We start from the raw sequence: 23,546 nt of genomic DNA, 5'->3' as shown, positions 1-23,546 counted from the left end.
CGGACGTCGACGGCTGTCTCCCGGGCTTTTGTCCCGCCGTGGAGCGTCCCGCTGCCGCGGGCCGCCTGCACCTCTCGGACCAGCCGCCGGTCGCCCGGCGCGGAACCCTAGGCGCGCCTCACCATCGGTGAGTCGATGGCAGTAGACGCCGACGCGGTTACTGCCGCTTTGCTCCTGCATTGCGGCGGTGTAACCAGCGGATCGGTGACCCGTCTGGTCTCGCCCAGGTCGCCGCCGAGCACGGTCGCGACGGTGCCGCCCTTCGCCAGGGCCATCACCGCGGCCGTCGGGGTCGCCGCCGGTGGATGCTCGCGGGTGCTCACCACGGTCGCGAGCACCCGGTGCCGGACCGCGCCCGTGCTGACGTCGCTGCGGTACAGGACGCGGCCGTCCCGGCGCAGCACGGTGGACAGGGTGACGTCACCGGGGCGCTCGCCGTGCCGGCCGAGGACGAGCTCCTCCCGCCAGATCAGCTCGGCCGCGCCGTCGAGGTCCACTGTGGACAGCGTGGTGTGCCGGCAGCGGGCGGCGGCGATGAGCGGCTCGGGCAGCCACAGCAGCCGGCCGCCGTCGCCGACGCTGACCGTGACCGACAGCCGGCTCTCCTCGCCGGCCCGATTGGGCAGCGCGATGCTCGCCGCGACCGTGCGCACGACCAGCTCCGCGCCGGGGCCGACCTCGATCTCCATGGTGAGGTCGTCGCCGCCGAGCGGGGCCGCCGCGCCGCCGACGAAGTGGACCTCGTTCGGTCCCGTACGGCGTGGCAGCAGCGGCGCCTCGCCCTTCAGCACCCGCAGCGCGGTCCGGCCGCCGCCGCCGGCCTCCGCGACGACGCGGGCCGTGGCCTTCACCGGGCCCTCACACGAGACCCCGGATCCATTCCTGCACGGGCTTGGCCGACGGGTCCTCGACCAGCGACAGGAACACCGTCGGCAGCGCACCCCGGCGGGCCGTCGCGTCGCGGTCCATCACGTCCAGGTCGGCGCCGACCAGCGGGGCGAGGTCGGTCTTGTTGATGACGAGCAGGTCGGCGGCGGTGACGCCGGGGCCGCCCTTGCGGGGCACCTTGTCGCCGCCGGCCACGTCGATGACGAAGATCTGCTTGTCGATGAGGCCCTTGCTGAAGGTCGCGGTCAGGTTGTCCCCGCCGCTCTCCAGGAGCACCACGTCGAGCGGGCCGAGGCTGTCCTCCAGCTCCTCGATCGCGTCGAGGTTGGCGGAGATGTCGTCGCGGATCGCGGTGTGCGGGCAGCAGCCGGTCTCCACGGCGCGGATCCGCTCGGCGGGCAGGACCCCGTTGCGCAGCAGGAAGTCGGCGTCCTCGGTGGTGTAGATGTCGTTGGTGACGACCGCGATGCGCAGGTCCGTCGCCAGCGCGCGGCACAGCGCCGCGACGAGGGCGGTCTTGCCGGAGCCGACCGGCCCGCCGATGCCGACGCGGACGGCGCGCTTCGCCTGCGGCAGCGGCGCGTGCGGGTCGACGTCCGGGTGCGGGTGCGTGTGCGGCGTCTCGTCGGGCCCGTGGGTGTGGGTTTCAGGATGCAAAGAGTCGTACCTCCCATGCGGCGTGGTCCTCGGCGGAGACGTCCAGCAGCGGCGACGATGCCGCGGGCAGGTCGGCCGCTGGGCCACGGGATCGTTCGGTGGCTTGTCGGGCGACGTCTTCCGTCTGGTCGCCGAGCTCGGCCAGCAGGCGGTGGACCTGGTAGGGATCCAGGCCCAGCAGCCGGACCGCGGCGCTCGCCGGGCCGGAGACGGCGTGGTAGGCGCTGATCGCCGCGCTCTCCCCCGGCGTGCAGCCGGCCGCCTCCGCGACCACCCCCAGCGCGATCGGCTGGTGGAGGCCTTTCCGGTACGTGTTGGCACGCCGCACGTGCGGGCCCGGCCACACCACCGCGGCGGCGCGGCACAGCGACCGGCCCTGCCTTCGCGACGCCAGGCGCAGCGCGGGCGACGGGGTCCTCGCGTCGAGCTCGTCCTCCAGCTCGTCCATCGTGTCCGGCCTGGCGCACGCCGCGGCCGTGAACGCGGCACCGACCAGGCCGGCCGTGTGCAGCCGGCCGAGCAGGAACTCGCGCAGGTCGTCGAGGTCCCGCACGCGCTGCCGTACGACGGCCGCCTCCAGCCCGCCCGAGTGCGCGTGACCCCCGGACGGGAAGCGGCCGTCGGCCAGGATGAGCAGTTGCGTCTTCATCGCCAGAACGTCTTCGTCGCTAGAACAGGAAGTACCGCTGGGCCATCGGCAGCTCGGTGACCGGGTCGGGCTCGACGACCTCGCCGTCGATGCGGACGGTGAACGTGTCGGGCTCCACCTCGATCCGCGGCAGCGCGTCGTTGCCCGGCAGGTCGGCCTTGCCCCGGCCGCGCGTGTCGGCGACGGCGGCCAGCCGGCGCTGGAGCCCGAGCCGGTCCGCGAGCCCGTCGTCGAGCGCCGCCTGCGCGACGAACGCGAGGCTGGTCGCGGGGGCGGCCTTGCCGTAGGCGCCGAACATCGGCCGGGACAGGACCGGCTGCGGCGTCGGGATGGAGGCGTTCGCGTCGCCCATCGCGCCCCAGGCGATCACGCCGCCCTTGATGACGGCGTGCGGCCGGACCCCGAAGAACGCCGGGTCCCACAGCACCAGGTCGGCGAGCTTGCCGACGGCGACGGAGCCGACCTCGTGATCGATGCCGCTGGCGACCGCCGGGCAGATGGTGTACTTCGCGACGTAGCGCTTGGCCCGCTCGTTGTCGGCGGGGCCGTCGCCGGGCAGCGGGCCGCGGCGCCGCTTCATCACGTGCGCGGTCTGCCAGGTGCGCAGCACGACCTCGCCGACCCGGCCCATCGCCTGCGAGTCCGAGCCGATGATCGAGATGGCGCCGAGGTCGTGCAGCAGGTCCTCGGCGGCCATCGTCGACGGCCGGATCCGGCTCTCCGCGAACGCCAGGTCCTCCGGCACGCTCGGGTTGAGGTGGTGGCAGACGATCAGCATGTCGAGATGTTCGCTGAGGGTGTTCCGCGTGTACGGCCGGGTCGGGTTCGTCGAGGACGGCAGCACGTTGGGGTGCGACGCGACGGTGATGATGTCGGGCGCGTGGCCGCCGCCGGCACCTTCGGTGTGATAGGCGTGGATGGACCGCCCGGCGATCGCGCTGAGGGTCTCCTCGACGAACCCGGCCTCGTTGAGCGTGTCCGTGTGGATGTTCACCTGTACCCCCGAGGCGTCCGCGACCCGGAGGCAGGCGTCGATCGCCGCGGGCGTGGTGCCCCAGTCCTCGTGCAGCTTGAAGCCGCCGGCGCCGCCGCGCAGCTGCTCCCACATCGCGGCCTCGGACACGGTGTTGCCCTTGCCGAGCAGCAGCACGTTGACCGGCCACGGGTCGAGCGCCTCGAGCATCCGGGCCAGGTGCCAGGAGCCGGGGGTGACCGTGGTCGCCTTGCTGCCCTCGGCCGGCCCGGTGCCGCCGCCGACGATCGTGGTGATGCCGCTGGCCAGGGCCTCCTCCAGGATCAGCGGGGCGATCAGGTGCACGTGGCAGTCGATCGCGCCGGCCGTGAGGATCCGGCCGTTGCCCGCGATGATCTCCGTGGACGGGCCGATGACCAGGGCGGGGTCGACGCCGTCCATGATGTCGGGGTTGCCGGCCCGGCCGATGCCGACGATGCGGCCGTCGCGGATGCCGATGTCGGCCTTGACGACGCCCCAGTGGTCGAGGATGACCGCGCCGGTGATCACGGTGTCGGGGGTGCCCTCGGCACGGGTCGCCCGGGACTGGCCCATCGACTCGCGGATCACCTTGCCGCCGCCGAAGACCGCCTCGTCGCCGCCGGCGCAGTGGTCGCGCTCGACCTGGATGAGCAGGTCGGTGTCGGCGAGGCGGATCCGGTCGCCGGTGGTCGGCCCGTAGAGGTTGGCGTAGCGCCTGCGGTCGATCTCCGTCATTTCCTCAACCCCGGGACGATTCGGTTGCCTGCCAGCGGGACCAGCACGACCTCACGCGAGACACCCGGCTCGAAGCGGACCGAGGTGCCCGCCGGAACGCCGAGGCGGTGTCCCGCGGCGGCCTCACGGTCGAAGTCCAGCGCGTCGTTGGCCTGGGCGAAGTGGTAGTGCGAGCCGACCTGCACCGGCCGGTCGCCGGTGTTGACGACGGTCAGCGTCAGCTCCGGCCGCCCCTCGTTGATGACCACCGGGCCGTCGCCCGGGAGGATCTCGCCGGGGATCATGGGATCGGGTGGTGGACGGTCACCAGCTTGGTGCCGTCCGGGAAGGTGGCCTCCACCTGGACCTCGACGATCATCTCGGGCACGCCCTCCTGCACGTCGTCGCGGCCGAGCACGTGCCGGCCGGCCTCCATCAGGTCGACCACGGTCCGGCCGTCACGGGCGCCTTCCAGTAGGAACGCGGTGATGATGGCGACGGACTCGGGGTAGTTCAGCTTCAGGCCGCGGTCCTTGCGGCGTTGGGCCACGTCGGCGGCGACGTGGATCAGCAGGCGCTCCTGCTCGTGGCGGGTCAGGAACAACGACGGCCTCCTCTTCTTGCACGAGAGGCTGACAGACCGATGTTTCTCGCGCATTACACGAAATGCGATTCGCATTCCTTTTACCATTCCGAATGCTGCTTCATGGGCTTTTCGGAGCGCGTGTTAGGCTCCTGACCTGGACTGCCCCGCGGGTCTACCTAGAGAGTTGCGCATGAGCAATCACCGGTCAGTCGTCATCAACGGCGACCTCGGCAGCGGCAAGAGCACCGTTTCCGTGGAGCTCGCCGGCCGGCTCGGACTGCGTCGCATCAGCGTCGGCGACATGTACCGGCAGATGGCCGAGGAACGCGGCATGACCGCGCTGCAGCTCAACCTCCACGCCGAGCTCGACGACGCGATCGACAGCGCCGTCGACGAGCTGCAGAGCAACATCGCCAAGTCCGGCGAGCAGCTCATCGTCGACAGCCGCCTCGCGTGGTTCTTCTTCCACGACGCGTTCAAGGTGCACCTCATCACCGAGCCCAACGAGGCCGCCCGCCGCGTCCTGGCCCGCCCGCACAGCGAGGTCGAGCGCTACGCGACGCTCGAGGAGGCCAAGGAGCGCCTGCACGGGCGCAGCGAGAGCGAGCGGGTGCGCTTCCTGACGCGGTATGGCGCCGACAAGCTCCGCCTGCGCAACTACGACCTGGTGTGCGACAGCACCCGGGCCCGGCCCGACGACATCGTCGCGATGATCGTGGACGCGTTCGAGGGCCGCCTCGGCGGCGACATCCTCCGCGAGCGCCCGCCGCTGCTGCTGCTCGACCCGATGCGGATCTACCCGACGCGGTCGTTCGACGCGCTGGAGGACACCGCCGTCAAGGAGATCGGCGAGGCCGGGGCGCAGGCCCTGGAGCCGTTGACGATCGGGCACTCCGGCCCGGACTACTACGTCATCGACGGGCACCGCCGGCTCAGCGCCGCCGTGCAGAACGAGTTCCGTCTCGTGCCGGCGAGCCTCCTGGCCGAGGGTGAGGAGCCGGTGACCAACCGGTTGAGCGCCAACGACTACTTCCGCGCGCACGTGACCGACGAGGTGGTCGACGCGTGGCAGCGGGCTCACAAGATCGAGCTTCCGGTACCCGCCCTGAGTTGAGTAGCTCGACTCAGGACGCTCCGCCCGGCGGTGCAGACACTCATGGCATGACATCACCAGTGCCCACGAAGACCACCACGGCGTTCTTCCTGCAGTCCGCGGTCTCGTTCGGGGTCGCGGTGGTCGGCCTCGGCATCGGCATCGCCTACCTGCCGGTCAACCAGTGGATGCGCGCGTTTCTCGCCATCGGGCTGCTCTACACCGTCACGTCGGCGTTCACCCTCGCCAAGTGCGTCCGGGACCACCAGGAGTCCACGGGCGTCGTCCAGCGGGTCGACCAGGCGCGCCTCGACAAGCTGCTCACGGATCACGACCCGTTCCGCGCGTAGCTCACCCTTCCGCAATACCGGACATTTCCGCTTTTCCGCCATCCGGCCTAAGTCACACCCGTCATGACTAGGCCGGATGGCTTCCTGGCTGTATGGTTCAGAACAACGTGGCGACCTTGAAGACCGCCATCGCCGCAGCGCGCACGATCGAGTGATCTAGACCACTCTCGGCGCCCGCCGATATGCCCGATCCGGGGCTATCGTGCCGCTTTCCGGTCGTGCTATTTCTTAGGCACGACTTAAGATTCCTAAAGGTAGCCACAACGGCACTTCGCAGGGTTTCACTCCCCCGGCGGGCCGTGGCATGCTTCGACCCGGAAAACAGTTACGCAAGGTTGTGAGTGACATACCGAGCGCCGATCTTGACGGCATTGCCGAGAATGAATCACGCCCGGTTCCGTCGCAGGACATATGCAGTCGAAAGTAAGGAGCGGAATCACCAACCGAGCATTCACGCCGAAAAGCTCCGACAGGCCTGAGGCCGCGTCGACTGACGGATGTCGACTGATCCGGGAGGATTCCCCGCACATGAGCAGCACTTCCACCACCACGACCCGCACCGCGTTACGCCGCACCAGCGTCGGCATCGTCGCCGCGGCCCTGTTCGCCGGCGGCGGACTGAGCGCCTGCAAGAACCTGCCGGCGACCGGCTCGGCGGGCCGCCCGACCGTGGGCCCGACGACCGCCCAGCCGTCCGCCTCGACCAGCGTCACGCCGGTCTCCTCCAGCTCGCCGTCGGCCTCGGCCTCCGCGTCACCGTCCAAGGGCGCGCCGACGAGCACGAAGCCGCCCGCGCCGGGCAACGGCGGGGGCGTCCCGGCGACCTACACGGTCGCCGGCTACCCGGCCGCGCACAACACCGGCTACCCGCAGGGCCTGCCCGGCGACACGCGCAAGAAGGTGACGCTGACGCCGTACACCGGCCCGATGACGATCACGGTCGCCGGCACGGTCATCGACGGCAAGGACATCAACGGCCACGTCGAGATCAAGGCCAAGAACGTGACGATCCGCAACAGCCGGATCCGCGTGGCCAACGTCCAGGCCGTGACCTCCACCGACGACAACGCGAACCTGCGCATCGAGGACACCGAGATCGACGGCCAGCTCAAGGACGCCTCGACCGGCGGCATCGCCCTCATCGGCCGCACCGGCTTCACCCTGCTGCGGGTCAACGCCCACGGCTCCGGCGACATCCTGCGCATCGACGGCCGCGGCACGGTCCAGGACTCGTGGCTGCACGACCCGGGCGGCACCGGCTCCGCCCAGCACAACGACGTCATCCAGTCGACGAACGCCATCTACGTCCGCATCCTGCACAACCGCCTGGAGAACCAGCACACCCAGACGTCGTGCATCCTGCTCAAGGCCGACATCGGCTCCATCAACGACGTCGTGGTCGACAGCAACCTGATGAACGGCGGCGGCTACTCGTTCTACTGGTACGACGCCAACTACAAGATCACCAACGGCAAGGTCACGAACAACAAGTTCATGCGCCAGTCCGGCGGCGGTTTCTGGCCCAAGGGCGGCTACTACGGCACCCAGGCGTTCAAGGCGTCCCAGCTCCCGCAGTGGAGCAACAACACCTGGAACGACAACGGCCAGCAGATCAACATGTAACTGCACGGGACCATCAGGCAGGGGCGCGGCGCCGATCCAGGCACCGCGCCCCTACCTTTTCCCGCGGCCACCAACCCCCACCATTGATGGGCGATGCCCACCATCCGGCACGGCCCCGACAATCGACCACATTCCGGCGCCGTCCCGGCATTCCCACAACCTCGGATGAATGCTCGGACCCTGACATCCGAAACCCTTCCGAGATCATGAGCCGCCCTTTTCACACCCCAACTCACCAGCGCATTCGCCCGCCCTCGACGCCAACCGTTTCAGGATCATGGCGCGGGCGACGACGACCCCCGAAACACCAGGCCCACTGATTCGGGGGTGGCCAGCGCGGCGAGGCCCTGGAAGGCGGTCGGCCTAGACGACGACCGGCTCCGCGGCCGCGACGGCCTCGCCGGCGACAGGTGGCTGTCGGTCGCCGGGCGCTCTGGGCCGTTGACCTGGACAGCGACGGGCTTCGCGGCGGGCAGCGGCCCCGGCGGCGACGAGTTCGACCGCGACCACCGACCCAGCGGCGACGAGGGGCACCACTCGACCGCTCAGTAGCGGGGACCTGGAGACTCTGCGGCCTCAGATGCCGGGGCTCGTCGGTGCATCAGCCTCTGGCGCAGGACCTCATCGGTTCTGAAGCCTCAAGCACGGACCCTCGCCGGCACGGCGGCCGCACACGCGGCGGCCACGGGGGCCTTATCGGGTCCGCAGCCCGAGTGCCGGGGAACCGCTCGCTTCGGGAGTGCGTCGGCTGGCGTCATCGGTTCTGAAGCCTCAAGCACGGACCCTCGCCGACGCGGCGGCGCGCACTCGGCGGCCACGGGGGCCTTATCGGGTCCGCAGCCCCAACGCCGGGAACCGCTCGCTTCGGGAGGGGTCAGCTGGCGTTCTGGCGGCGGCCACGGGGGCCTTATCGGGTCCGCAGCCCGAGTGCTGGGGAACCGCTCGTTTCGGGAGTGGGTCAGCTGGCGTTCTGGAGGCCGTTGACCTGGACGACGACCGACTCCGCGGCCGCGACGGCCTCGGCGGCGACGAGGACCTCGATCGCGGCCATCGGCTCGGCGGCCGCGAGGGTCTCCATCGCCGTGCGGCGGCAGCGGCGGCGGGGCGTCTGGGGTGCTGCGGCGGCGACGACCGGCATGCTGCCCGCGGCGCGGACGACCCGGGCGACGAGGCCGACCTTCGCGGCGAGGCCCCCGCCGACGATGGACCGCCCGGACAGGCGACCGTTGAACATGCCCCTGGTCGAGCGGCCGGACTTCGCGTCACCGCTCGCGGCGGTGCCGTCACCCGCCGGCTGAGCGCCGGGCGTGGACAGCGTGCCGGGCAGGCCCGCGGGTGTCGCCGTCGTGGTCTCGGCCGTGGAAGCGGTCGAGTGCGCCGCCAGCCCTGCCGGGATCTCAGCGCCCGCGAACCCGGCGGGCTGCGCGTCCACCGGTCGACCCGGCTCGGCGGGCATCGGCTGCGCGTGCACCGCACGACGGACGTGCCCAGCGGCGAGCTTCGCGGCACTCTCGGCGGCTGCGGTGAGCTGCGCGTGCGCGTCGAACGCGGGCTGCGCGTCCACCAGGCGACCCGGCTCGGCGGCGACCGCGGGCGTCGGCTGCTCGCTCACCAGGCGACGGACAGGTCCGGCGGCGAGCGCGACAGCGCCCTCGGCGGCCGTGGTGAGCTGCGCGTCGAGTGTGGACTGCGCGTCCGCCACGAGCATGGCGGGCTGAGTGGCGGTGGGGCGGACGAACTGCGCGGTGACCGGCGCCGGACCAGCGGCGACGGCCAGGTGCGCGGCGGCGACCGGCCGCGCGGGCAGGACCGGCTCGGTGGCGACGGCGGAGGCGGCGGGCACCAGGGCGACGGCCTGCCTGACGGTGCGCTTGCGGAGGCGGCCGGCCAGGCCGAGGAGCGGGGCGCCCGCGAGGAAGAGCAGGGCGGCGGCGGCGACCAGGATGAGCGGGAGCCAGGACGAGTCGGCGATCGCCTCGCCGCCGAAGTGGCCGAGCAGGGCGCCGTAGGTGGCCCAGAGGGTGGCGGCGACGACGTCGTAGCTGGCGAAGCGGCGGGTCGAGACGCCGTTGCGGCCCGCGTAGATCGCGGTGATCATGCGGCCGGCGGGGACGAAGCGGCACAGGAGGACGGCGAGGAAGATGTGCTTGCGCATGGCTTCGTTGAGGCGGAGGGTGATCGCCCTGGGCTTGCGGCGGGTGAGGCGGTCCGGGGTGCCGGCGTCGCGGCGGGCCAGGCGGCGGCCGACCAGGAAGGCGAGCAGGTCGCCGGAGACCGCGCCGATGGCGCCCGCGGCGACGAGGAGCAGCAGCTCGACGTGGCCGGTGGTGGAGAGGATGCCGCCGCCGATCATCAGGGCCTGGGCCGGGACGACCGGGACGAACGCGTCGACGGTGAGGAGCACCAGGATCGTGGCGTAGAGGACACCGGGTGCAGCCACCAGGTCCATGACCGCGTCTACCATCGCCCGCTCACCATGGTCCGCCCCCTACCCCGTCGTCAGTCGGCCATTCCCCGTTGACCATGGCAACACGAATGCACCCCACTCCATGCCCAACTGGTGATGATTGTGTCGGGCGTCTCCTTAGAAAGGGCTGAGAGACACGTACCCGCAGGTAGGACTAGCCGATGGTCTCGTCCAGGTAACACCAGCGCCAGTACTCGCCGGGCTCGATCGAGCGCATGACGGGGTGGTGCGTGGTGAGGAAGTGCTGCGTGGCGTGCCTGCGTGGGGAGGAGTCGCAGCACGCGACGTGCCCGCAGGTGAGGCACTGCCGGAGGTGTACCCAGTCCGTGAAGCCCATTTCGATGCATTCCGGACATCCTTCGACGTCCGGTACGTCCAGCTTCTCCGCGGACTCGATGTGCTCGCAGCTCACAGATCTCCTCGCTCCAGCAGTGACTCTTCCAGGTCCATGTCCCGCTGCGCCTGGCGTAGCGTCTCCTCGGGGATCTTGCCGCTGTCGCGGGCCTTGCGGAAGACGTCCCGTTCGGCGTTCAGCATCTCGCGTCGCAGCCGGGCGTACGCGGCGGACGGCGTTTCCCGGTCGGACCGGCCGAGGCGTTCCCAGGCGAGGTTGGAGCGGCTGAGCGCGACCTGCCGCAGCCGCTCGACCACGCCGTCGGGCGCGTCGTCGGCGACCTCCTCCAGGCGGGCCTTGCCGGCGCGGCTCGCCTCGTGCTGCACGGAGGCCTCGGCGAGCGCGTCCTCCTTCTCGTCGTCGCCCGGCACCTTGAGCCAGCGCGCGACCGTGGGCAGCGTCGCTCCCTGCAGTACCAACGTGGCGACGATGACGCCGAAGGCCAGGATGACGAAGAGTCCGCGCGGGTAGTCCCCGGCCTCGACGGATGCCGGCAGGGAGAGCGCGGCGGCGAGGGTGACGGCACCGCGCATGCCGGCCCAGGAGATGACGGCGGGCGCGGCGAACGCCGGGGCGGGGTCGCGGCGGCGCACGCGTGGGATGAGCCGGGCGAGGTACACGGTGGGGAAGAGCCACACGATCCGGGCGACGACCACCACCCCGACGACGGCGGCGAGGCAGCCGACCGTGAACCAGAACGACCGCTCGACCTCCTCGATGAGCGCCCGCAGCTGCAGCCCGACGAGGAGGAAGACCGACCCTTCGAGCAGGAACTTCACCATCCGCCAGAAAGCGTCCATCTGCAGCCGGGAGGCGGCCGACATGAGCGTCGGCATCTTGTGGCCCAGGGCGAGCCCGGTGACGACGACCGCGACGACGCCGGAGGCGTGGATGCTCTCCGCCGGCAGGAACACCAGCCAGGGGGTGAGCAGTGACAGCGCGTTGTCGATGAGCGGGTTCTCGATCTTCTTGTGCAGGTAGCCGAGAACGATGCCGCCGACGACGCCGATGCCGACCCCGCCGAGGACGGCGATCGAGGCCGTCCGGGTGATCGACCAGGCGTCGACGGCCTGGCCGATGGCGGCGGCGACCGCGACCCGGAGGGTGACCAGCGCGGTGGCGTCGTTGATGAGGCTCTCGCCCTCCAGCACGGTGACGATGCGCCGCGGCAGGCCGATGCGCCTGGCGACCGCGGTAGCGGCGACGGCGTCCGGCGGCGCGACGACGGCGCCGAGCGCGAAGCACATCGCGAGCGGGACCTGCGGCAGGAGCGCGTGGAGCGTGAAGCCGACGGCCGCCGCGGTGAAGAGGACCAGCCCGACCGCGAGCAGCAGGATGGGGCGGAGGTTGAACCGGAACGCCGGGACCGAGGTTTCCAGCGCCGCCACGTACAGGATCGGCGGAAGAATCCCGAGCAGCACCATCTCCGGATCGAGCTCGATCTCGAGCACCCCCGGGACGAACGAGATGCCGATGCCGACCAGGACCAGCAGGATGGGTGACAGCACACCGATGCGCCGCGCCACGACAGAGGTGGCGACGACGACCGCGATCAGTCCGACGATGTTCTCGAGCCCGTGCACGCGCGAAAGCCTATCCATCGGCAGGACCCGGCAGGAGTGTGGTGACGGCGGCCACTACGGCTGAGACACTGCACCCGCACGTGCACCAAGTCGTCAGGTAGGGAAGGATCGTCCCCATGTGTGCCGCGCGACAACTACCCGCACCCTCCGGGAGGGTGTGAGCATGGCCGACGTCGGCACGACGGCTGACCTGCGCAACCGTCGCCTCGGCCTGCACACCGGTGAGCGCATCCGGGTGCTGCTGGTCGAGGACGACCCCGGCGACGCGTTCCTGGTCCAGGAGCTGCTCGCGGAGGCCGACGCGCCGTTCGACGTGCGGGTGGCGCAGACGATGCGCGAGGCCCGACCGCTGCTGCGCGAGGTGCACTGCGTCCTGCTCGACCTCGGCCTGCCCGACGCGAGCGGGCTGGACGGGCTGCGGCTGGTGCTCCAGGACGCGGGCCGGGTCGCGGTGTGCGTGCTCACCGGCCTGGAGGACGAGCACCTGGGCACCGCGGCCGTCGCCGAGGGCGCACAGGACTATCTCGTCAAGGGCGCCGTCGACGGTACTGGTCTGTCCCGCGCCGTCCGGTACGCCGTCGAGCGGAAGCGGGCCGACGAGCAGGCCAGGCTGCTGCGTGAGTCGGAGCTGCGGCAGGCGGAGTCGGCCCGGCTGGAGCGCGGCCTGCTGCCCAAGCCGATCATGGCCGGGGTCGAGGCCGACCTGCACTCGATCTACCGCCCGGGCCGCGACCGGGGGCTGCTCGGCGGCGACTTCTTCGACGCGATCGGCACCGACGGCACCCACCTGCACCTGCTCATCGGTGACGTGTGCGGGCACGGCGTCGACGAGGCCCCGCTCGGGGTGGCGCTGCGCGTCGCCTGGCGGGCTCTCGTGCTGGCCGGGGTGCCCGAGGACCACATTCTCGACTCCCTGGAGCAGGTACTGGTCAGCGAGCGGCGCTCCGACGAGCTGTTCGCGACCGTCGCGGTCGCCACCGTCAACCTGGTCGAGGGCACCGCGCGGATCCGGCTCGCCGGGCACCCGCCGCCGATCGTCATCGCCGGGGGCCGGGTCGAGCCGTGCGACGTCCAGCCAGGCCTCGTGCTCGGCGTGCTGCAGGGTGTTCCCCGTCCGGCCACCGAGGTGCGCCTCGGCGAGCCCGGCTGGCAGCTGCTGCTGTACACCGACGGCCTGATCGAAGGGGCTGCCACCCCGGACGCGTCCGGCGGGGAGCGCCTCGGCATCGAGGGGATCGTCGAGGTCCTGCGCAACCGTGGCGGCGCGCAGCCCCGCGACCTGCCCGCCTGGCTGGCGGCGCAGGCCGAGGGCCACAACGGCGGCCCGCTGTCCGACGACATCGCCGTACTGCTGCTGGACCCGAGGAGTACGGGATGAACCCCACCAAATGGTCGCTCTGGCGCCGGATCATCGCGCTGTGCGCGGTCGTCGCGGGCGCGCTCGGGATCCTGGCGGTGAGCGCGACCGTCACCGCGGCCGCCAACCGGGCCGACACGGCGAAGGTCATGGACCGGCTCACGCCGGCGCTGATCAACACCGAGCAGCTGACGTCGCAGCTGCTGCGCCAGCAGACGAGCGCGAGGACGTTCCTGCTGACCGGCAAGGAGAGCGACCTCGACACGTACGGGGCCGCCCAGAAGGCCGAGACGGAGATCCTCGCCGACACCGAGCGGCTGCTGGCCGACGAGCCCGCCCTGCTCAGCTCCGTCCACGACATCGCGGCGGCGACCTCGCGGTACCGCCGCGAGATCACCGAACCGTTGATCGCGCAGACCCGCTCGTCCGGCCCGAGCGCCGAACGCGCGACGCCGACGGACACCTCCCGGGCGGTCTACACCGCCGCCTCCGACCAGATCAACACGCTGCGCACCGACCTGGAGACCCGGCGCAACGGGGTCGCCGCGCAGGTCCGCTCCTCCGGCAACATCCTGATCCTGCTGCTCGTCTTCGCCGGGATCGTGATCATCGTGGCCGGCGCGTCGCTGGCGCTGCTGCTGCGGCGGCTGGTGACCCGGCCCGTCACCGAGCTCGCGGCCGAGGTGCGCATGGTCGCCGCGGGCGACTACGACCACGAGATCACCGGTGGCGGCCCGCCCGAGCTCGCGGCCCTGGCGGCCGACGTCGACACGATGCGCCGCCGGATCAACACCGAGCTGCAGGACGTCGTGGAGGCCCGCCGGCTGGTCGAGGAGGCCAACCGGATGCTGGAGCAGCAGGCCGCCGAGCTCACCAGGTCCAACCGCGACCTCGAGCAGTTCGCCTATGTCGCCTCGCACGACCTGCAGGAGCCGCTGCGGAAGGTCGCCTCCTTCTGCCAGCTGCTGCAGCGCCGGTACGCCAGGCAGCTCGACGAACGCGCGGACCAGTACATCGCCTTCGCCGTGGACGGCGCCCAGCGCATGCAGCGGCTGATCAACGACCTGCTGGCCTTCTCCCGCATCGGCCGGCTGACCAGCGGCTTCAACGACATCGACCTGAACCACGTGGTCGTCGACTCCGCCGAGCAGTTCGAGTCGCAGCGCGCCACGACCGACGCCGAGATCATCTTCACCGACCTGCCGGTCGTCCGAGGTGAGGAGCCGCTGCTCGGCGCGCTCTTCAGCAACCTCATCGGCAACGCCCTGAAGTTCCGCCACCCGGACCGCACGCCGCGCATCGTCATCGACAGCCGGCTCGACGGCGACGAGTACGAGTTCAGCGTCGAGGACAACGGCATCGGCATCGAGCCGGAGTTCGCCGACAAGGTCTTCGTCATCTTCCAGCGGCTGCACGCCAAGGACGCCTACCCGGGCACCGGCATCGGCCTCGCGATCGCGAAGAAGATCGTCGAGTACCACGGCGGCCGGATCTGGATCGACCCGTCGCAGGCCGAAGGTACGCTGTTCCGGTTCACGCTGCCCGTCCCCGTTGTTGATGCCCCTGTGCTTGAGGCTGAGGAGTCCGTTCGATGACCGCACCCAGGGAATCGTCCCTGCCGATCGAGGTGCTCCTGGTTGAGGACGACCCGGGCGACGTGCTGATGACGCAGGAGGCGTTCGAGGAGCACAAGGTCCGCAACAAGCTCAACGTCGTCCAGGACGGCGAGGAGGCACTGTCCTACCTGCGCCGTGAGGGCGCGCACGCGGACGCCCCGCGGCCCGACCTGATCCTGCTGGACCTGAACCTGCCCCGGGTCGACGGGCGGCAGGTCCTGCAGGCCATCAAGGAGGACCCGGACCTGCGCCGCATCCCGGTCGTGGTCCTGACCACCTCGCAGGCCGACGAGGACATCCTGCGCAGCTACTCGCTGCACGCCAACGCGTACGTGACGAAGCCGGTCGACTTCGACAGCTTCATCGCGGTCGTCCGGCAGATCGACGAGTTCTTCGTGAGCGTGGTGAAGCTTCCCCCTCGGGGGTGACCGCGCTTTGCGTGGCTACCCCCTCGGGGGGATCGCGGTTTACGCGACTACCCCCTCGGGGGTGACCGCGGTTTACGCAGCTTTTGCCACCTTTGCGAGAAGGAGGGCCTCGGCGATGCAGACCCGTTCGAACTCGCCGAGGTGGAGGCTCTCGTTGGGCCCGTGCGCTCTGGTGCTCGGGTCCTCCACGCCGGTGACCAGGATGGACGCCTTCGGGAAGAGCTCCTGGAACGTGGCGATGAACGGGATCGACCCGCCGACGCCCATGTCGACCGGGGTCACGCCGTCCCACGCCTCGGTGAACGCCTGCCGGGCCGCCTCGTAGAACGGGCCGGTCGCGTCGATCACGCACGGCTCGCCGAGCTGCTCGACGGTCACCGTGACCTGCGCGCCCCACGGTGCGTGCCGCTCCAGATGGGCCGTCATCGTGTCGTACACCCGCTGCGCGTCGTCACCGGGTGCGATCCGCACGCTGAACTTGGCCTTCGCGGCCGGGACCAGCGCGTTCGGGGCGCCTTCCGTCGGCGGCGCGTCGATGCCGAGGATCGAGATCGAGGGCTTCGTCCACAGCCGCTCGACGAGCCGCCCGCTGCCGATGAACTCGACCCCGCCGAGCATGCCGGCCTCCTCCCGGAACCGGTCCTCGGGGTAGTCCAGCGGCGCGCTGCTCGTGGAGACCAGCCCCTCAACCGCGACGTCACCGGCGTCGTCGTGCAGCGTCGAGATCAGCCGCGACAGGGTGATCAACGCGTCGGGCACGGCCCCGCCGAACATGCCGCTGTGCACGGCCTGCTGCAGTACCTTCACCTCGACGAACCCGTTGACGATCCCCCGCAGGCCCGTCGTCAGCGCCGGCTGGCCGACGTCCCAGTTGCCGGAGTCGGCGATCACGATGACGTCGGAGGCGAGCTCGTCGCGGTGCTCGCGGAGCAGATCCTCCAGCGACTCGGAGCCGAACTCCTCCTCGCCCTCGATGAACAGCACCACCCCGACCGGCAGGTCCTCGCCGAACGCCCGCAGCGCCGCGATGTGCGCCATCACGCCGGCCTTGTCGTCGGCGGTGCCGCGCCCGTACAGGCGGCCGTCGCGCTCCTCCGGCTCGAACGGGTCGCTCAGCCACTGGGAGCGGTCACCGATCGGCTGGACGTCGTGGTGCGCGTAGAGCAGGACCGTCGGCGCTCCGGGCGGCGCCGGCCGGCGGCCCAGCACCGCGGGCTGCCCACCCTTGCGGACCAGCCGCACGTCCGGGATCCCGGCCCCGCGCAGCAGCTCCGCCACGGCTTCGGCGGACCGCTCGACGTGGCTGTGGTCGAACCCTGTGAACGCGATGCCGGGGATGCGCACGAGCCGCTCCAGATCGGCGCGGACACCTGGCATCTCCCGCCGGATCGCGGCGCGGAGCTCTTCGTCGGTGAGCACAGTCATGCCTTGGAACTTACTGCGCCGAGCCGCCCCGCGCCCCGCCGGATCCGTTTCCCAGTGTCTGTCCTGGTCCGGCCAGCCTCTGGTTTGGACCGGGTCTCCTGGCGGTCCGGTCTCCTGACGGTCCGGTCTCCGGTTGGTCCTGGCTCCGCTGGTCCTGGCTCCGCTGGTCCTGGCTCCGCTGGTCCTGGCTCCGGTTGGACCTGCGTCTGTTGGCCTGGCCTATGGTGCCGGGCTGTCGTCCGTCGTGCCTGAGCCGTTGCCGCCGGAGCCGTTGCCGCCTGGGCCGTTGCCGCGCATCCAGCCGCGCATCTTGCCCGCGCCGGCGCCGACCCAGTCGCCGACCTCCGACGCGCCGTCGCCGAGCTTGCGCAGCAGCGACACCAGCGGGTCCTGCGAACGGGAGAACGCCTCCCGGTACGACGCGGCCGCCGCCTTGATCTCGTCACTCACCGACGCGTCCCCGTCGTCGGCGCGGCGCGGATACTCGCCGCCGAGAATCCGCCCGTACTGCCCGCTGTCGATCCACGCCCGCACCTCGGCGGCCCGCGCCACCGGCATCGGGTGCGACCGCGCGGTCACCATCCGGATCTTGATCAGGCTGTCCCGCAGGTCGCCGGCCCGCTCGAACTCCGCCGCCTGCTCCAGGAACGCCGTCGTGTCGACCTCCGACAGGTCACCGCCGCCGGCCAGCTTCATCGACAGCCGCAGCGACGCCGCCGGGTCCTGGCACGCCAGCAGCCCGGCCCGGTCCGCGGACAGCTCCGCCTTGCGCCACCACTCCATGAGCGCGGCCACGATCGCCCGCAGCACCATCGACCCGACCGGCAGCCACGCGAGGCGCACCGCCCAGTCCGTCAGGATGAGCACCATCGTCCGGTACACCGCGTGGCCGCTGACCAGGTGCCCCAGCTCGTGCCCGAGCAGGCACCGCAGCTCCTCGTCGTCGAGCAGCTCCAGGCAGCCCCGGTTGATCACGATGAACGGCTTCGACATGCCGATGCACATGCCGTTGATCGACCGGTCGCTGTGCACGAACAGCTCCGGCAGCTCCGCGACGTCGAGCGAAGCGGCGGCCTCCGCCATCAGCCGGTGCACCCGCGGGAACTGCCGGTGGTCGACCCGGATCGCGTTGCCGAGGAACTCCAGCCGCCACGCGCGCTCGTTCCACATCGCGTGCAGCGACTTCAGCGCATCGTCGAACCCGCGCAACTCCCGTAGCGCCACGAGGGCGCCCCTGTCCGCCGGGTGCTCCCAGGCCCGGGAACTGATCCCGGTCAGCACCACCCGCCGGCGTTGCACGTCGTTCGTGGTCATACGTCCCGCCTCCCCGTCGCCTCCGGATCGTGTCCGGCCGCCTCCCGGATCGTCCCGCACCCGCGCAAGCTCCGTCTACCCGCCCGCGAGGATGAAGTACTCATTCTGCGGATCATGCTCCTGGCCCGGCGCACCGTCGACGTGCACGTCAACGCCTTGCAGCACCCTGCCGTCCCCGAAGAACCGGTCCTCGTCACCCATCCACCGCTCCCACTGTGGCCGCAGCGCCTCACCGTCACGGATCAGCCCCCGCTCCAGCCGCAACGCCTCCGGCGCCCGCACGCACACGGCGAACGTCAGGTCCTCCACCGCCGCGCTCCCGACGCCTTCGACGATCAGCACCTCGGGCCGCCGCAGCGGCTCCCACTCCTCGCGCAGCCGCTCCGCGGCCCAGTCGTACCGCCGATACCTGGCGTCCTCGCCCGCCCTGAACGGCGCGAACACCCATTCCTCCAGCCGCGGCCGCCACGCCTCCAGGTCCGCCCACCCGTCGAGGAAGTCGTCGGTGTGCAGCTCGGCGACGTCGGCCCCGGCGTGCCGCAACGCCCGCGCCAACCGCCCTGCGAACGTGGTCTTCCCCGACCCGGCCCGCCCGTCGACCGCCACCAGCCGCACGTCACCCAGCTGCGCCTCCCGGCCCAGGATCTCCTTGGCCAGCCCGTCATACGTCCCGACGCGCTCTCCCCCGGCCCTCATCGCACCTCCCCGTCCACCATGCCGCCTGGCCCCGCCGCGCCGCTTGCCTTTCCCTGGACGCTGGTCGGTTGTTCCGTCGCGTCGCCGGGCGGACCCAACGCGGCGTCTCGTGGAGCCTTTCCCTGGGCGCTGGTCGGTTGCTCCGTCGCGTCGCCGGGCGGACCCAACGCGGCGTCTCGCGGAGCCTTTCCCTGGGCGCTGGTCGGTTGCTCCGTCGCGTCGCCGGGCGGACCCGATGCGGCGTCTCGCGGAGCCGGCGCGTGGTTCGAATCGCTCGGCGAGCCCGCAGCTGCTGCCGCCAGGGCCGGCACGACGGTCGGCAGGCCCGAGGGCGCGCCGCCCTCGATGAGCCGCCAGAGCGCGTCCGTGTCGAGGTGCTCCTCCACCAGGTCGCCCAGGACGTCGACGGTCCGCTCCCGCAGCGCCGCGAACGACGTGCCCGGCGCGACCTCGAACCCGTGCCGGCCGGCGAGGCGGGCCGCCTCCGACAGGAACGCCCGGCGGAACCCGTCGGTCTCGAACGCCCCGTGCCAGTGCGTGCCGAACACGTTGCCGGACACGGCGCCCTCCCCCGTGCCGTCCGCCAGGCGGATCATCGGCATCAGGCCGTCGGCCGTGCGGCTCACCAGGCCGTGGTGGATCTCGTAGCCTCGCACCGGGTGCGACCCGAGCCCGGTGCCGCTCACCCGGCCGAGGGTCTTCTGCGCGGCGAACGTGATCTCCACCGGCAGCAGCCCCAGGCCCTGCACCACTCCGCGGCGGCTCTCCACGTCGTCGGAGATCCGCTCGGACAGCATCTGGAACCCTCCGCAGATCCCGAGGACCGGCCTGCCGGACGCCGCGTGGGCCAGCACCGCGTCCGCCAGGCCACGCTCCCGCAACCACCGCAGGTCGTCCACAGTGGACTTGCTGCCGGGCAGCACGACGAGGTCGACGTCGGCGAGATCGGCGGGCTCGACCGTGAGCCGCACCTGGACGCCGGGCTCCGCGGCGAGGGCCTCGGCGTCGGTGGCGTTGGACACCCTGGGCAGGCGGATCACAGCGACGCGCAGCCACTGCCCGCCGCGCGGCGGCGCGGGCCGGCCGAGCACCCGCCCGTCATAGGCGAGCGAGTCCTCCCCGTCGAGCCACAGCTCGCCGGACCACGGCACCACCCCGAACGTCGGCCGCCCCGTCAGCTCCGCGAGCGAGTCGAGCCCCGGCTGGAGCAGCCCCGAGTCCCCGCGGAACTTGTTGATCACAAAGCCCGACACGAGGGCCTGGTCGTCGGCGTCGAGGAGGGCGAGTGTGCCGTACAGCGCGGCGAACACCCCTCCCCTGTCGATGTCACCGACGACGATCACGGGCAGGTCCGCCGCACGGGCGAGTCCCATGTTGGCCAGGTCGCCGGCCCGCAGGTTGATCTCGGCGGGGCTCCCGGCCCCCTCGCAGATCACCACGTCGTGCTTCGCGCGCAGCTCACGCAGCGTCTCCAGGACCGTCCCGCGGAGCCGGTCCTTGATCTCGTGGTAGTTGCGGGCACCGATGTGCCCGGTCGCCTGCCCGAGGACGACGACCTGGCTGGTGCGGTCGGAGCCCGGCTTGAGCAGCACCGGGTTGAACCTGACGCTCGGCTCCAGCCCGCACGCATACGCCTGCAGCGCCTGCGCCCGGCCGATCTCGCCGCCGTCGACCGCGATCGCCGAGTTGTTGGACATGTTCTGCGCCTTGAACGGCGCCACGTCGACGCCACGCCTGTGCAGCCAGCGGCAGATCCCAGCGGTGAGCATGCTCTTGCCCGCGTCGGACGTGGTCCCGGCGACCAGCAACCCGCTCACGTCGTCCCCCGATCCCGCTCCGCACCACTGCGCGGCGCTGCACCACTGCGCCGCCCGAGCTCGCCATGCCGCCCGCCCCAGCCATGCCGCTCGGCACCGCCATGCCACTTGCCCCCGCCAGGCCGCTCGACCCCGCTGCGCCGGTCGGCACTGCTACGTCGCTCGGCGGTGCCGACCCTGGCCGCATACGCCAGTCCGAGGGCGGCCACGCCGACGACAACGGACAGGGTCGCGGCTCGGCGCACGTCGCGTGGTGCGGGCGGACCACCGTCGCCGAGGTGCGGCCTGTCCTCGATCCGGGAGCCATACACATTGCGGCCGCCCAACCGGATGCCGAGCGCGCCGGCGGCGGCGGCCTCGCACTGCCCCGAATTCGGGCTCGGGTGCCGCCCCCCGTCACGCAGCCACACCCGCAGTGCCTCGCCGGCCCGGCCGCCGACGACAGGGGCCGCCGCGACCGTCAGCGCCGCCGTCACCCGCGACGGCACCAGGTTGGCCAGGTCGTCGAGGCGTGCCGAGGCCGTGCCGAATTTCGCATATCGCGCGGAGCGGTGCCCGACCATCGCGTCGAGCGTGTTGACCGCGCGATACCCGACGATGCCGGGCAGACCCGCGACCGCTCCCCAGAACAGGGGGCCGACAACGGCATCGGACGTGTTCTCGGCGACGGACTCCACCGTCGCCCGGGCCAGCTCGGGCGGGCCGAGGGCCGACGGGTCCCGCCCGCAGAGATTGGGCAGCTGTGCCCGCGCGGACTCCAGGTCGCCGCCGTCGAGCCGGTCGGCCATCACCCGCCCCTCGCGGGCGAGGCTGGTGCCGCCCAGCGCGGCCCAGGTCGCACCCGCGACCAGCACCGTGCGGGCGATCGGCCTGCGCCTGGTCAGCCAGGCCGCGACCGCGGCCAGCGCGACGGGGACCCCGACCGCCACGGCGGTGAACCGCGCTCCCGCGGCCCGGTCGTCGGCATATGTGCGCCGCTCGACCGCGCCGGCGAACCTCCCGAACCCCGCGACAGGGTGCCACCTGCGCGGATCGCCGAACACGGCGTCCAGCACACCGCCCAGCACCATCCCGATCGCATCGGCTTGGAGTCTTCGATTCGCCATGCGCGGGACACTACCGACCCCCACCGACAGTTTTTCGCGGCGACCCTCCGGCGCACTAGCAAGCAAATGGTGCGAAAACAAGAGCTTGTCTCACATCCGTCACCGTCCTACCTTGCAAGCGTGCAGCCCATGCTCCTCCCCGTTCTCGCACCGCTTCGCGACGTCCGTCGCGACGATGTGCACGCGCCCGTGCTCGACGAGTTCATGGGCGGCCTCGGGGTGGGTTACAGCTTCGGACCGCCGTACGGGCAACGCCTCGTCACCTGGGCGGACCTGCAACGCATGGAGATGCCCCGCCGGATGCTGCGCCGCCAGGCCGGGCACAACCTCGACAGCCGTCTCGGCGCCGCACAGGTCCACGGCCAGCCGCCAGCGTTGATGCTGCAGTTCGACGGGGTCGCCTCGACGCTGCTGCTCGCCGAGCCGTTCTGGGCGGGCCTGGAGCGGGCCGTCCCCGGTGAGCTGGTGGTCGGCGTCCCCGCCCGCGACGTGGTGATCGTGACCGGTTCCCACTCCCCGCCCGGCCTCGCGAAGGTCCGGCGCGCGATCGACAGGATCTTCTTCGCGGGCGACCCGCACCTGCTGTCACGCAAGCTGCTGGTCCGCCGCCGCGGGGCCTGGTCGGTGTTCACCCCGAACCTCGCCCACGCCGGCTTCTGAGTCGGTACGGCGCACGCCCGCGCGTACCACGCCATCCTGCGTGCCACGAGGTTGTCCACAAGCGGCCGGTTATCCACAGATCCGGCCTCGGCCGCGAGCGGGGACGACGTGACCTGACCGATGCTGCCTCCCGAGTCCTTAACACGGGAGGAGACGGACATGAACGAGACCACGGTGACCCTCGTCGGCAACGTGCTCAACGAGCCTGACTGCCGTCGGCTGGAAGAGAGCCAGGCGCTGGTCACGAACTTCAAGGTCGCCGCCACATCACGGCGCTACGACCGCCACGAGGAGCGCTGGGTCGACGGCGACACGCTCCGGCTGCGCGTGACCTGCTGGCGCCAGCTGGCGGAAAACGTGATCCGCAGCGTCCACGTCGGCGATCCGGTCATCGTCACGGGCAGGCTGACGAGCCGCAACTGGGAGACCGACGACCACGTCAAGCGGGTGGCCTACGAGCTGGAGGCCACCACCGTCGGGCACGACCTGACGCGTGGCCGGGCGAAGTTCGCGCGGGTCAAGGCCAGCACGATGACCAGCTCCATCGACGACGAGCTGTCCGACGCCAGGATCGCGGGCCAGCTGACCACGCCCGCGACGGAGCTCAACGGCCTGCCCCGCCAGCGCGACTACGACGCCGACCTCGGCGGCTTCGTCACGACGGTGGAGGAGCCGGCCGTCGCCGAGCAGGACCCGTTCGCGCAGGCCGCGGCCCAGCAGGACCCGATCGCCGAGGCGAAGGCGACCGTCGCCGAGCGCGACCCGTTCGCCGAGGACATCCTCACCGAGCTCGATCAGGCGGTCAACGCCGCGTTCGACGGTGCGGCGTTCGCCGCGATGGGCGACCTGACCGCGCCCGACAACGCGGCGGAGCTCACCACGGGCGTCGGCGCGGCCGGCGGGGAGGGCGAAGAGGGCGCCGCCTCCGACGAGGAGACCTCGGACGAGAGCGACGAGCCGACGGGCGGCCGGCGCAGGCGCAACCGGGGCCGGGTCGCGGTGCCCGCCTGACAGGCCAGGTGGGGGGTGGGGACAAGGGGCACCGAAGCCAGAACCCCCCACCCTTCCCCCCCCCCCACAACAAACCGCCCCGCCAAAAGCAAACAACCCCCCCCAAAGAAGGGGGGGT

The 23,546-nt window shown here is 71.7% G+C and carries 23 protein-coding genes and 1 riboswitch; of the genes, 9 read left to right on the top strand and 14 right to left on the bottom strand.

From position 1 onward, the window contains the following. Window positions 1-15 precede the first annotated feature (15 nt). Window positions 16-122, bottom strand: a riboswitch (guanidine-I (ykkC/yxkD leader). The 6 genes from ACZ6TV_RS48245 to ACZ6TV_RS48220 all read right to left on the bottom strand — a co-directional run bounded on the left by ACZ6TV_RS48245 (window position 108) and on the right by ACZ6TV_RS48220 (window position 4,506). Continuing rightward, window positions 108-851, bottom strand: coding sequence for an urease accessory protein UreD (locus ACZ6TV_RS48245; protein WP_465307166.1), 744 nt, complete (start codon window positions 849-851; stop codon window positions 108-110). It overlaps the preceding riboswitch by 15 nt. 7 nt (window positions 852-858) lie before the next feature. Continuing rightward, the gene (gene ureG / locus ACZ6TV_RS48240) at window positions 859-1,545 is read right to left on the bottom strand and encodes an urease accessory protein UreG (protein WP_465307164.1); all 687 of its coding nucleotides are present in this window, start codon (window positions 1,543-1,545) and stop codon (window positions 859-861) included. Then, window positions 1,535-2,194, bottom strand: a complete 660-nt coding sequence (locus ACZ6TV_RS48235; protein WP_465307162.1) for an urease accessory protein UreF — start codon at window positions 2,192-2,194, stop codon at window positions 1,535-1,537. Before ACZ6TV_RS48235 ends, ureG begins: the two co-directional genes overlap by 11 nt. 19 nt (window positions 2,195-2,213) lie before the next feature. Further along, window positions 2,214-3,923 (bottom strand): urease subunit alpha, encoded by a 1,710-nt coding sequence (locus ACZ6TV_RS48230; protein ID WP_465307160.1) that lies wholly within the window; start codon window positions 3,921-3,923, stop codon window positions 2,214-2,216. Further along, window positions 3,920-4,207 carry an urease subunit beta gene (locus ACZ6TV_RS48225; RefSeq protein WP_465307158.1) on the bottom strand — a complete coding sequence of 96 codons (288 nt, stop codon included), beginning with the start codon at window positions 4,205-4,207 and terminating at the stop codon, window positions 3,920-3,922. The genes ACZ6TV_RS48230 and ACZ6TV_RS48225 overlap by 4 nt, the downstream gene beginning before the upstream one ends. Next, window positions 4,204-4,506: an urease subunit gamma gene (locus tag ACZ6TV_RS48220; protein WP_465307156.1), complete on the bottom strand. Its 303-nt coding sequence runs from the start codon at window positions 4,504-4,506 to the stop codon at window positions 4,204-4,206. The genes ACZ6TV_RS48225 and ACZ6TV_RS48220 overlap by 4 nt, the downstream gene beginning before the upstream one ends. A 172-nt stretch (window positions 4,507-4,678) precedes the next feature. Here ACZ6TV_RS48220 and ACZ6TV_RS48215 point away from each other — a divergent pair, with 172 nt between their 5' ends. The 4 genes from ACZ6TV_RS48215 (at window position 4,679) to ACZ6TV_RS48200 (ending at window position 8,106) form a co-directional block, all read left to right on the top strand. Further along, complete coding sequence (locus ACZ6TV_RS48215) at window positions 4,679-5,602, top strand: AAA family ATPase (protein WP_465307154.1); 924 nt, start codon at window positions 4,679-4,681, stop codon at window positions 5,600-5,602. Window positions 5,603-5,649: 47 nt separating this feature from the next. Next, window positions 5,650-5,931, top strand: coding sequence for a YiaA/YiaB family inner membrane protein (locus ACZ6TV_RS48210; protein ID WP_465307152.1), 282 nt, complete (start codon window positions 5,650-5,652; stop codon window positions 5,929-5,931). Window positions 5,932-6,459: 528 nt separating this feature from the next. Beyond that, window positions 6,460-7,554 (top strand): hypothetical protein, encoded by a 1,095-nt coding sequence (locus ACZ6TV_RS48205; RefSeq protein WP_465307150.1) that lies wholly within the window; start codon window positions 6,460-6,462, stop codon window positions 7,552-7,554. Between the two features lie 327 nt (window positions 7,555-7,881). Beyond that, window positions 7,882-8,106: a hypothetical protein gene (locus ACZ6TV_RS48200; protein WP_465307148.1), complete on the top strand. Its 225-nt coding sequence runs from the start codon at window positions 7,882-7,884 to the stop codon at window positions 8,104-8,106. 406 nt (window positions 8,107-8,512) lie between these two features. On the opposite strand, the gene ACZ6TV_RS48195 is transcribed toward ACZ6TV_RS48200, so the two are convergent. The 3 genes from ACZ6TV_RS48195 to ACZ6TV_RS48185 all read right to left on the bottom strand — a co-directional run bounded on the left by ACZ6TV_RS48195 (window position 8,513) and on the right by ACZ6TV_RS48185 (window position 11,998). Further along, the gene (locus ACZ6TV_RS48195) at window positions 8,513-10,018 is read right to left on the bottom strand and encodes a DedA family protein (protein ID WP_465307146.1); all 1,506 of its coding nucleotides are present in this window, start codon (window positions 10,016-10,018) and stop codon (window positions 8,513-8,515) included. Window positions 10,019-10,175: 157 nt separating this feature from the next. Further along, the gene (locus ACZ6TV_RS48190) at window positions 10,176-10,433 is read right to left on the bottom strand and encodes a UBP-type zinc finger domain-containing protein (protein WP_465307144.1); all 258 of its coding nucleotides are present in this window, start codon (window positions 10,431-10,433) and stop codon (window positions 10,176-10,178) included. Further along, window positions 10,430-11,998, bottom strand: a complete 1,569-nt coding sequence (locus ACZ6TV_RS48185) for a Na+/H+ antiporter (RefSeq protein ID WP_465307142.1) — start codon at window positions 11,996-11,998, stop codon at window positions 10,430-10,432. The genes ACZ6TV_RS48190 and ACZ6TV_RS48185 overlap by 4 nt, the downstream gene beginning before the upstream one ends. A gap of 163 nt (window positions 11,999-12,161) precedes the next feature. On the opposite strand from ACZ6TV_RS48185, the gene ACZ6TV_RS48180 reads away from it, so the two are divergent. From ACZ6TV_RS48180 to ACZ6TV_RS48170, 3 genes are read left to right on the top strand one after another with little or no spacing between them, the layout of a single operon-like run. Continuing rightward, complete coding sequence (locus tag ACZ6TV_RS48180; protein WP_465307140.1) at window positions 12,162-13,376, top strand: PP2C family protein-serine/threonine phosphatase; 1,215 nt, start codon at window positions 12,162-12,164, stop codon at window positions 13,374-13,376. Further along, window positions 13,373-14,950 carry a sensor histidine kinase gene (locus tag ACZ6TV_RS48175; protein WP_465307138.1) on the top strand — a complete coding sequence of 526 codons (1,578 nt, stop codon included), beginning with the start codon at window positions 13,373-13,375 and terminating at the stop codon, window positions 14,948-14,950. Before ACZ6TV_RS48180 ends, ACZ6TV_RS48175 begins: the two co-directional genes overlap by 4 nt. After that, window positions 14,947-15,399 (top strand): response regulator, encoded by a 453-nt coding sequence (locus tag ACZ6TV_RS48170; RefSeq protein WP_354787303.1) that lies wholly within the window; start codon window positions 14,947-14,949, stop codon window positions 15,397-15,399. Before ACZ6TV_RS48175 ends, ACZ6TV_RS48170 begins: the two co-directional genes overlap by 4 nt. Window positions 15,400-15,471: 72 nt before the next feature. Here ACZ6TV_RS48170 and ACZ6TV_RS48165 read toward each other — a convergent pair whose 3' ends face one another. The 5 genes from ACZ6TV_RS48165 to ACZ6TV_RS48145 form a co-directional block, all read right to left on the bottom strand. Then, window positions 15,472-16,824, bottom strand: coding sequence for a M20/M25/M40 family metallo-hydrolase (locus ACZ6TV_RS48165; protein ID WP_465307136.1), 1,353 nt, complete (start codon window positions 16,822-16,824; stop codon window positions 15,472-15,474). A gap of 219 nt (window positions 16,825-17,043) precedes the next feature. Beyond that, a complete protein-coding gene (locus ACZ6TV_RS48160; RefSeq protein WP_465307134.1) occupies window positions 17,044-18,138 on the bottom strand; it encodes a M48 family metallopeptidase in 1,095 nt (364 codons plus the stop codon). Between the two features lie 75 nt (window positions 18,139-18,213). Beyond that, window positions 18,214-18,834: a uridine kinase family protein gene (locus ACZ6TV_RS48155; protein WP_465307132.1), complete on the bottom strand. Its 621-nt coding sequence runs from the start codon at window positions 18,832-18,834 to the stop codon at window positions 18,214-18,216. Next, a complete protein-coding gene (locus tag ACZ6TV_RS48150; protein ID WP_465307277.1) occupies window positions 18,831-20,603 on the bottom strand; it encodes a cobyric acid synthase in 1,773 nt (590 codons plus the stop codon). Before ACZ6TV_RS48150 ends, ACZ6TV_RS48155 begins: the two co-directional genes overlap by 4 nt. Window positions 20,604-20,647: 44 nt before the next feature. Continuing rightward, window positions 20,648-21,757 carry a cobalamin biosynthesis protein gene (locus ACZ6TV_RS48145; protein WP_465307130.1) on the bottom strand — a complete coding sequence of 370 codons (1,110 nt, stop codon included), beginning with the start codon at window positions 21,755-21,757 and terminating at the stop codon, window positions 20,648-20,650. Between the two features lie 120 nt (window positions 21,758-21,877). On the opposite strand from ACZ6TV_RS48145, the gene ACZ6TV_RS48140 reads away from it, so the two are divergent. Both ACZ6TV_RS48140 and ACZ6TV_RS48135 read left to right on the top strand, forming a co-directional pair. Further along, entirely contained in the window at window positions 21,878-22,417 is a 540-nt protein-coding gene (locus ACZ6TV_RS48140; protein ID WP_465307128.1) for a DUF1444 domain-containing protein, read from the top strand. A 159-nt stretch (window positions 22,418-22,576) separates the two neighbouring features. Further along, window positions 22,577-23,428, top strand: coding sequence for a single-stranded DNA-binding protein (locus ACZ6TV_RS48135; protein WP_465307126.1), 852 nt, complete (start codon window positions 22,577-22,579; stop codon window positions 23,426-23,428). Window positions 23,429-23,546: the final 118 nt, after the last annotated feature.

The organism is Dactylosporangium sp. NPDC051087, assembly GCF_055586325.1.
The sequence above is the reverse complement of the archived record's forward strand: the minus strand, read 5'-3'. Positions and strand labels throughout refer to the sequence as shown.

Excerpts from the sequence above, each read along its gene's own strand:
- ACZ6TV_RS48170 (WP_354787303.1), top strand. The coding sequence starts at position 14,947 with ATGACCGCACCCAGGGAATCGTCCCTGCCGATCGAGGTGCTCCTGGTT.
- ACZ6TV_RS48205 (WP_465307150.1), top strand. The coding sequence starts at position 6,460 with ATGAGCAGCACTTCCACCACCACGACCCGCACCGCGTTACGCCGCACC.
- ACZ6TV_RS48165 (WP_465307136.1), bottom strand. The coding sequence starts at position 16,824 with ATGACTGTGCTCACCGACGAAGAGCTCCGCGCCGCGATCCGGCGGGAG.
- ACZ6TV_RS48230 (WP_465307160.1), bottom strand. The coding sequence starts at position 3,923 with ATGACGGAGATCGACCGCAGGCGCTACGCCAACCTCTACGGGCCGACC.
- ACZ6TV_RS48160 (WP_465307134.1), bottom strand. The coding sequence starts at position 18,138 with ATGACCACGAACGACGTGCAACGCCGGCGGGTGGTGCTGACCGGGATC.
- ACZ6TV_RS48145 (WP_465307130.1), bottom strand. The coding sequence starts at position 21,757 with ATGGCGAATCGAAGACTCCAAGCCGATGCGATCGGGATGGTGCTGGGC.
- ACZ6TV_RS48195 (WP_465307146.1), bottom strand. The coding sequence starts at position 10,018 with ATGGTAGACGCGGTCATGGACCTGGTGGCTGCACCCGGTGTCCTCTAC.
- ACZ6TV_RS48210 (WP_465307152.1), top strand. The coding sequence starts at position 5,650 with ATGACATCACCAGTGCCCACGAAGACCACCACGGCGTTCTTCCTGCAG.
- ACZ6TV_RS48155 (WP_465307132.1), bottom strand. The coding sequence starts at position 18,834 with ATGAGGGCCGGGGGAGAGCGCGTCGGGACGTATGACGGGCTGGCCAAG.
- ACZ6TV_RS48215 (WP_465307154.1), top strand. The coding sequence starts at position 4,679 with ATGAGCAATCACCGGTCAGTCGTCATCAACGGCGACCTCGGCAGCGGC.
- ACZ6TV_RS48225 (WP_465307158.1), bottom strand. The coding sequence starts at position 4,207 with ATGATCCCCGGCGAGATCCTCCCGGGCGACGGCCCGGTGGTCATCAAC.
- ACZ6TV_RS48235 (WP_465307162.1), bottom strand. The coding sequence starts at position 2,194 with ATGAAGACGCAACTGCTCATCCTGGCCGACGGCCGCTTCCCGTCCGGG.
- ACZ6TV_RS48150 (WP_465307277.1), bottom strand. The coding sequence starts at position 20,603 with ATGCTCACCGCTGGGATCTGCCGCTGGCTGCACAGGCGTGGCGTCGAC.
- ACZ6TV_RS48180 (WP_465307140.1), top strand. The coding sequence starts at position 12,162 with ATGGCCGACGTCGGCACGACGGCTGACCTGCGCAACCGTCGCCTCGGC.
- ACZ6TV_RS48175 (WP_465307138.1), top strand. The coding sequence starts at position 13,373 with ATGAACCCCACCAAATGGTCGCTCTGGCGCCGGATCATCGCGCTGTGC.
- ACZ6TV_RS48135 (WP_465307126.1), top strand. The coding sequence starts at position 22,577 with ATGAACGAGACCACGGTGACCCTCGTCGGCAACGTGCTCAACGAGCCT.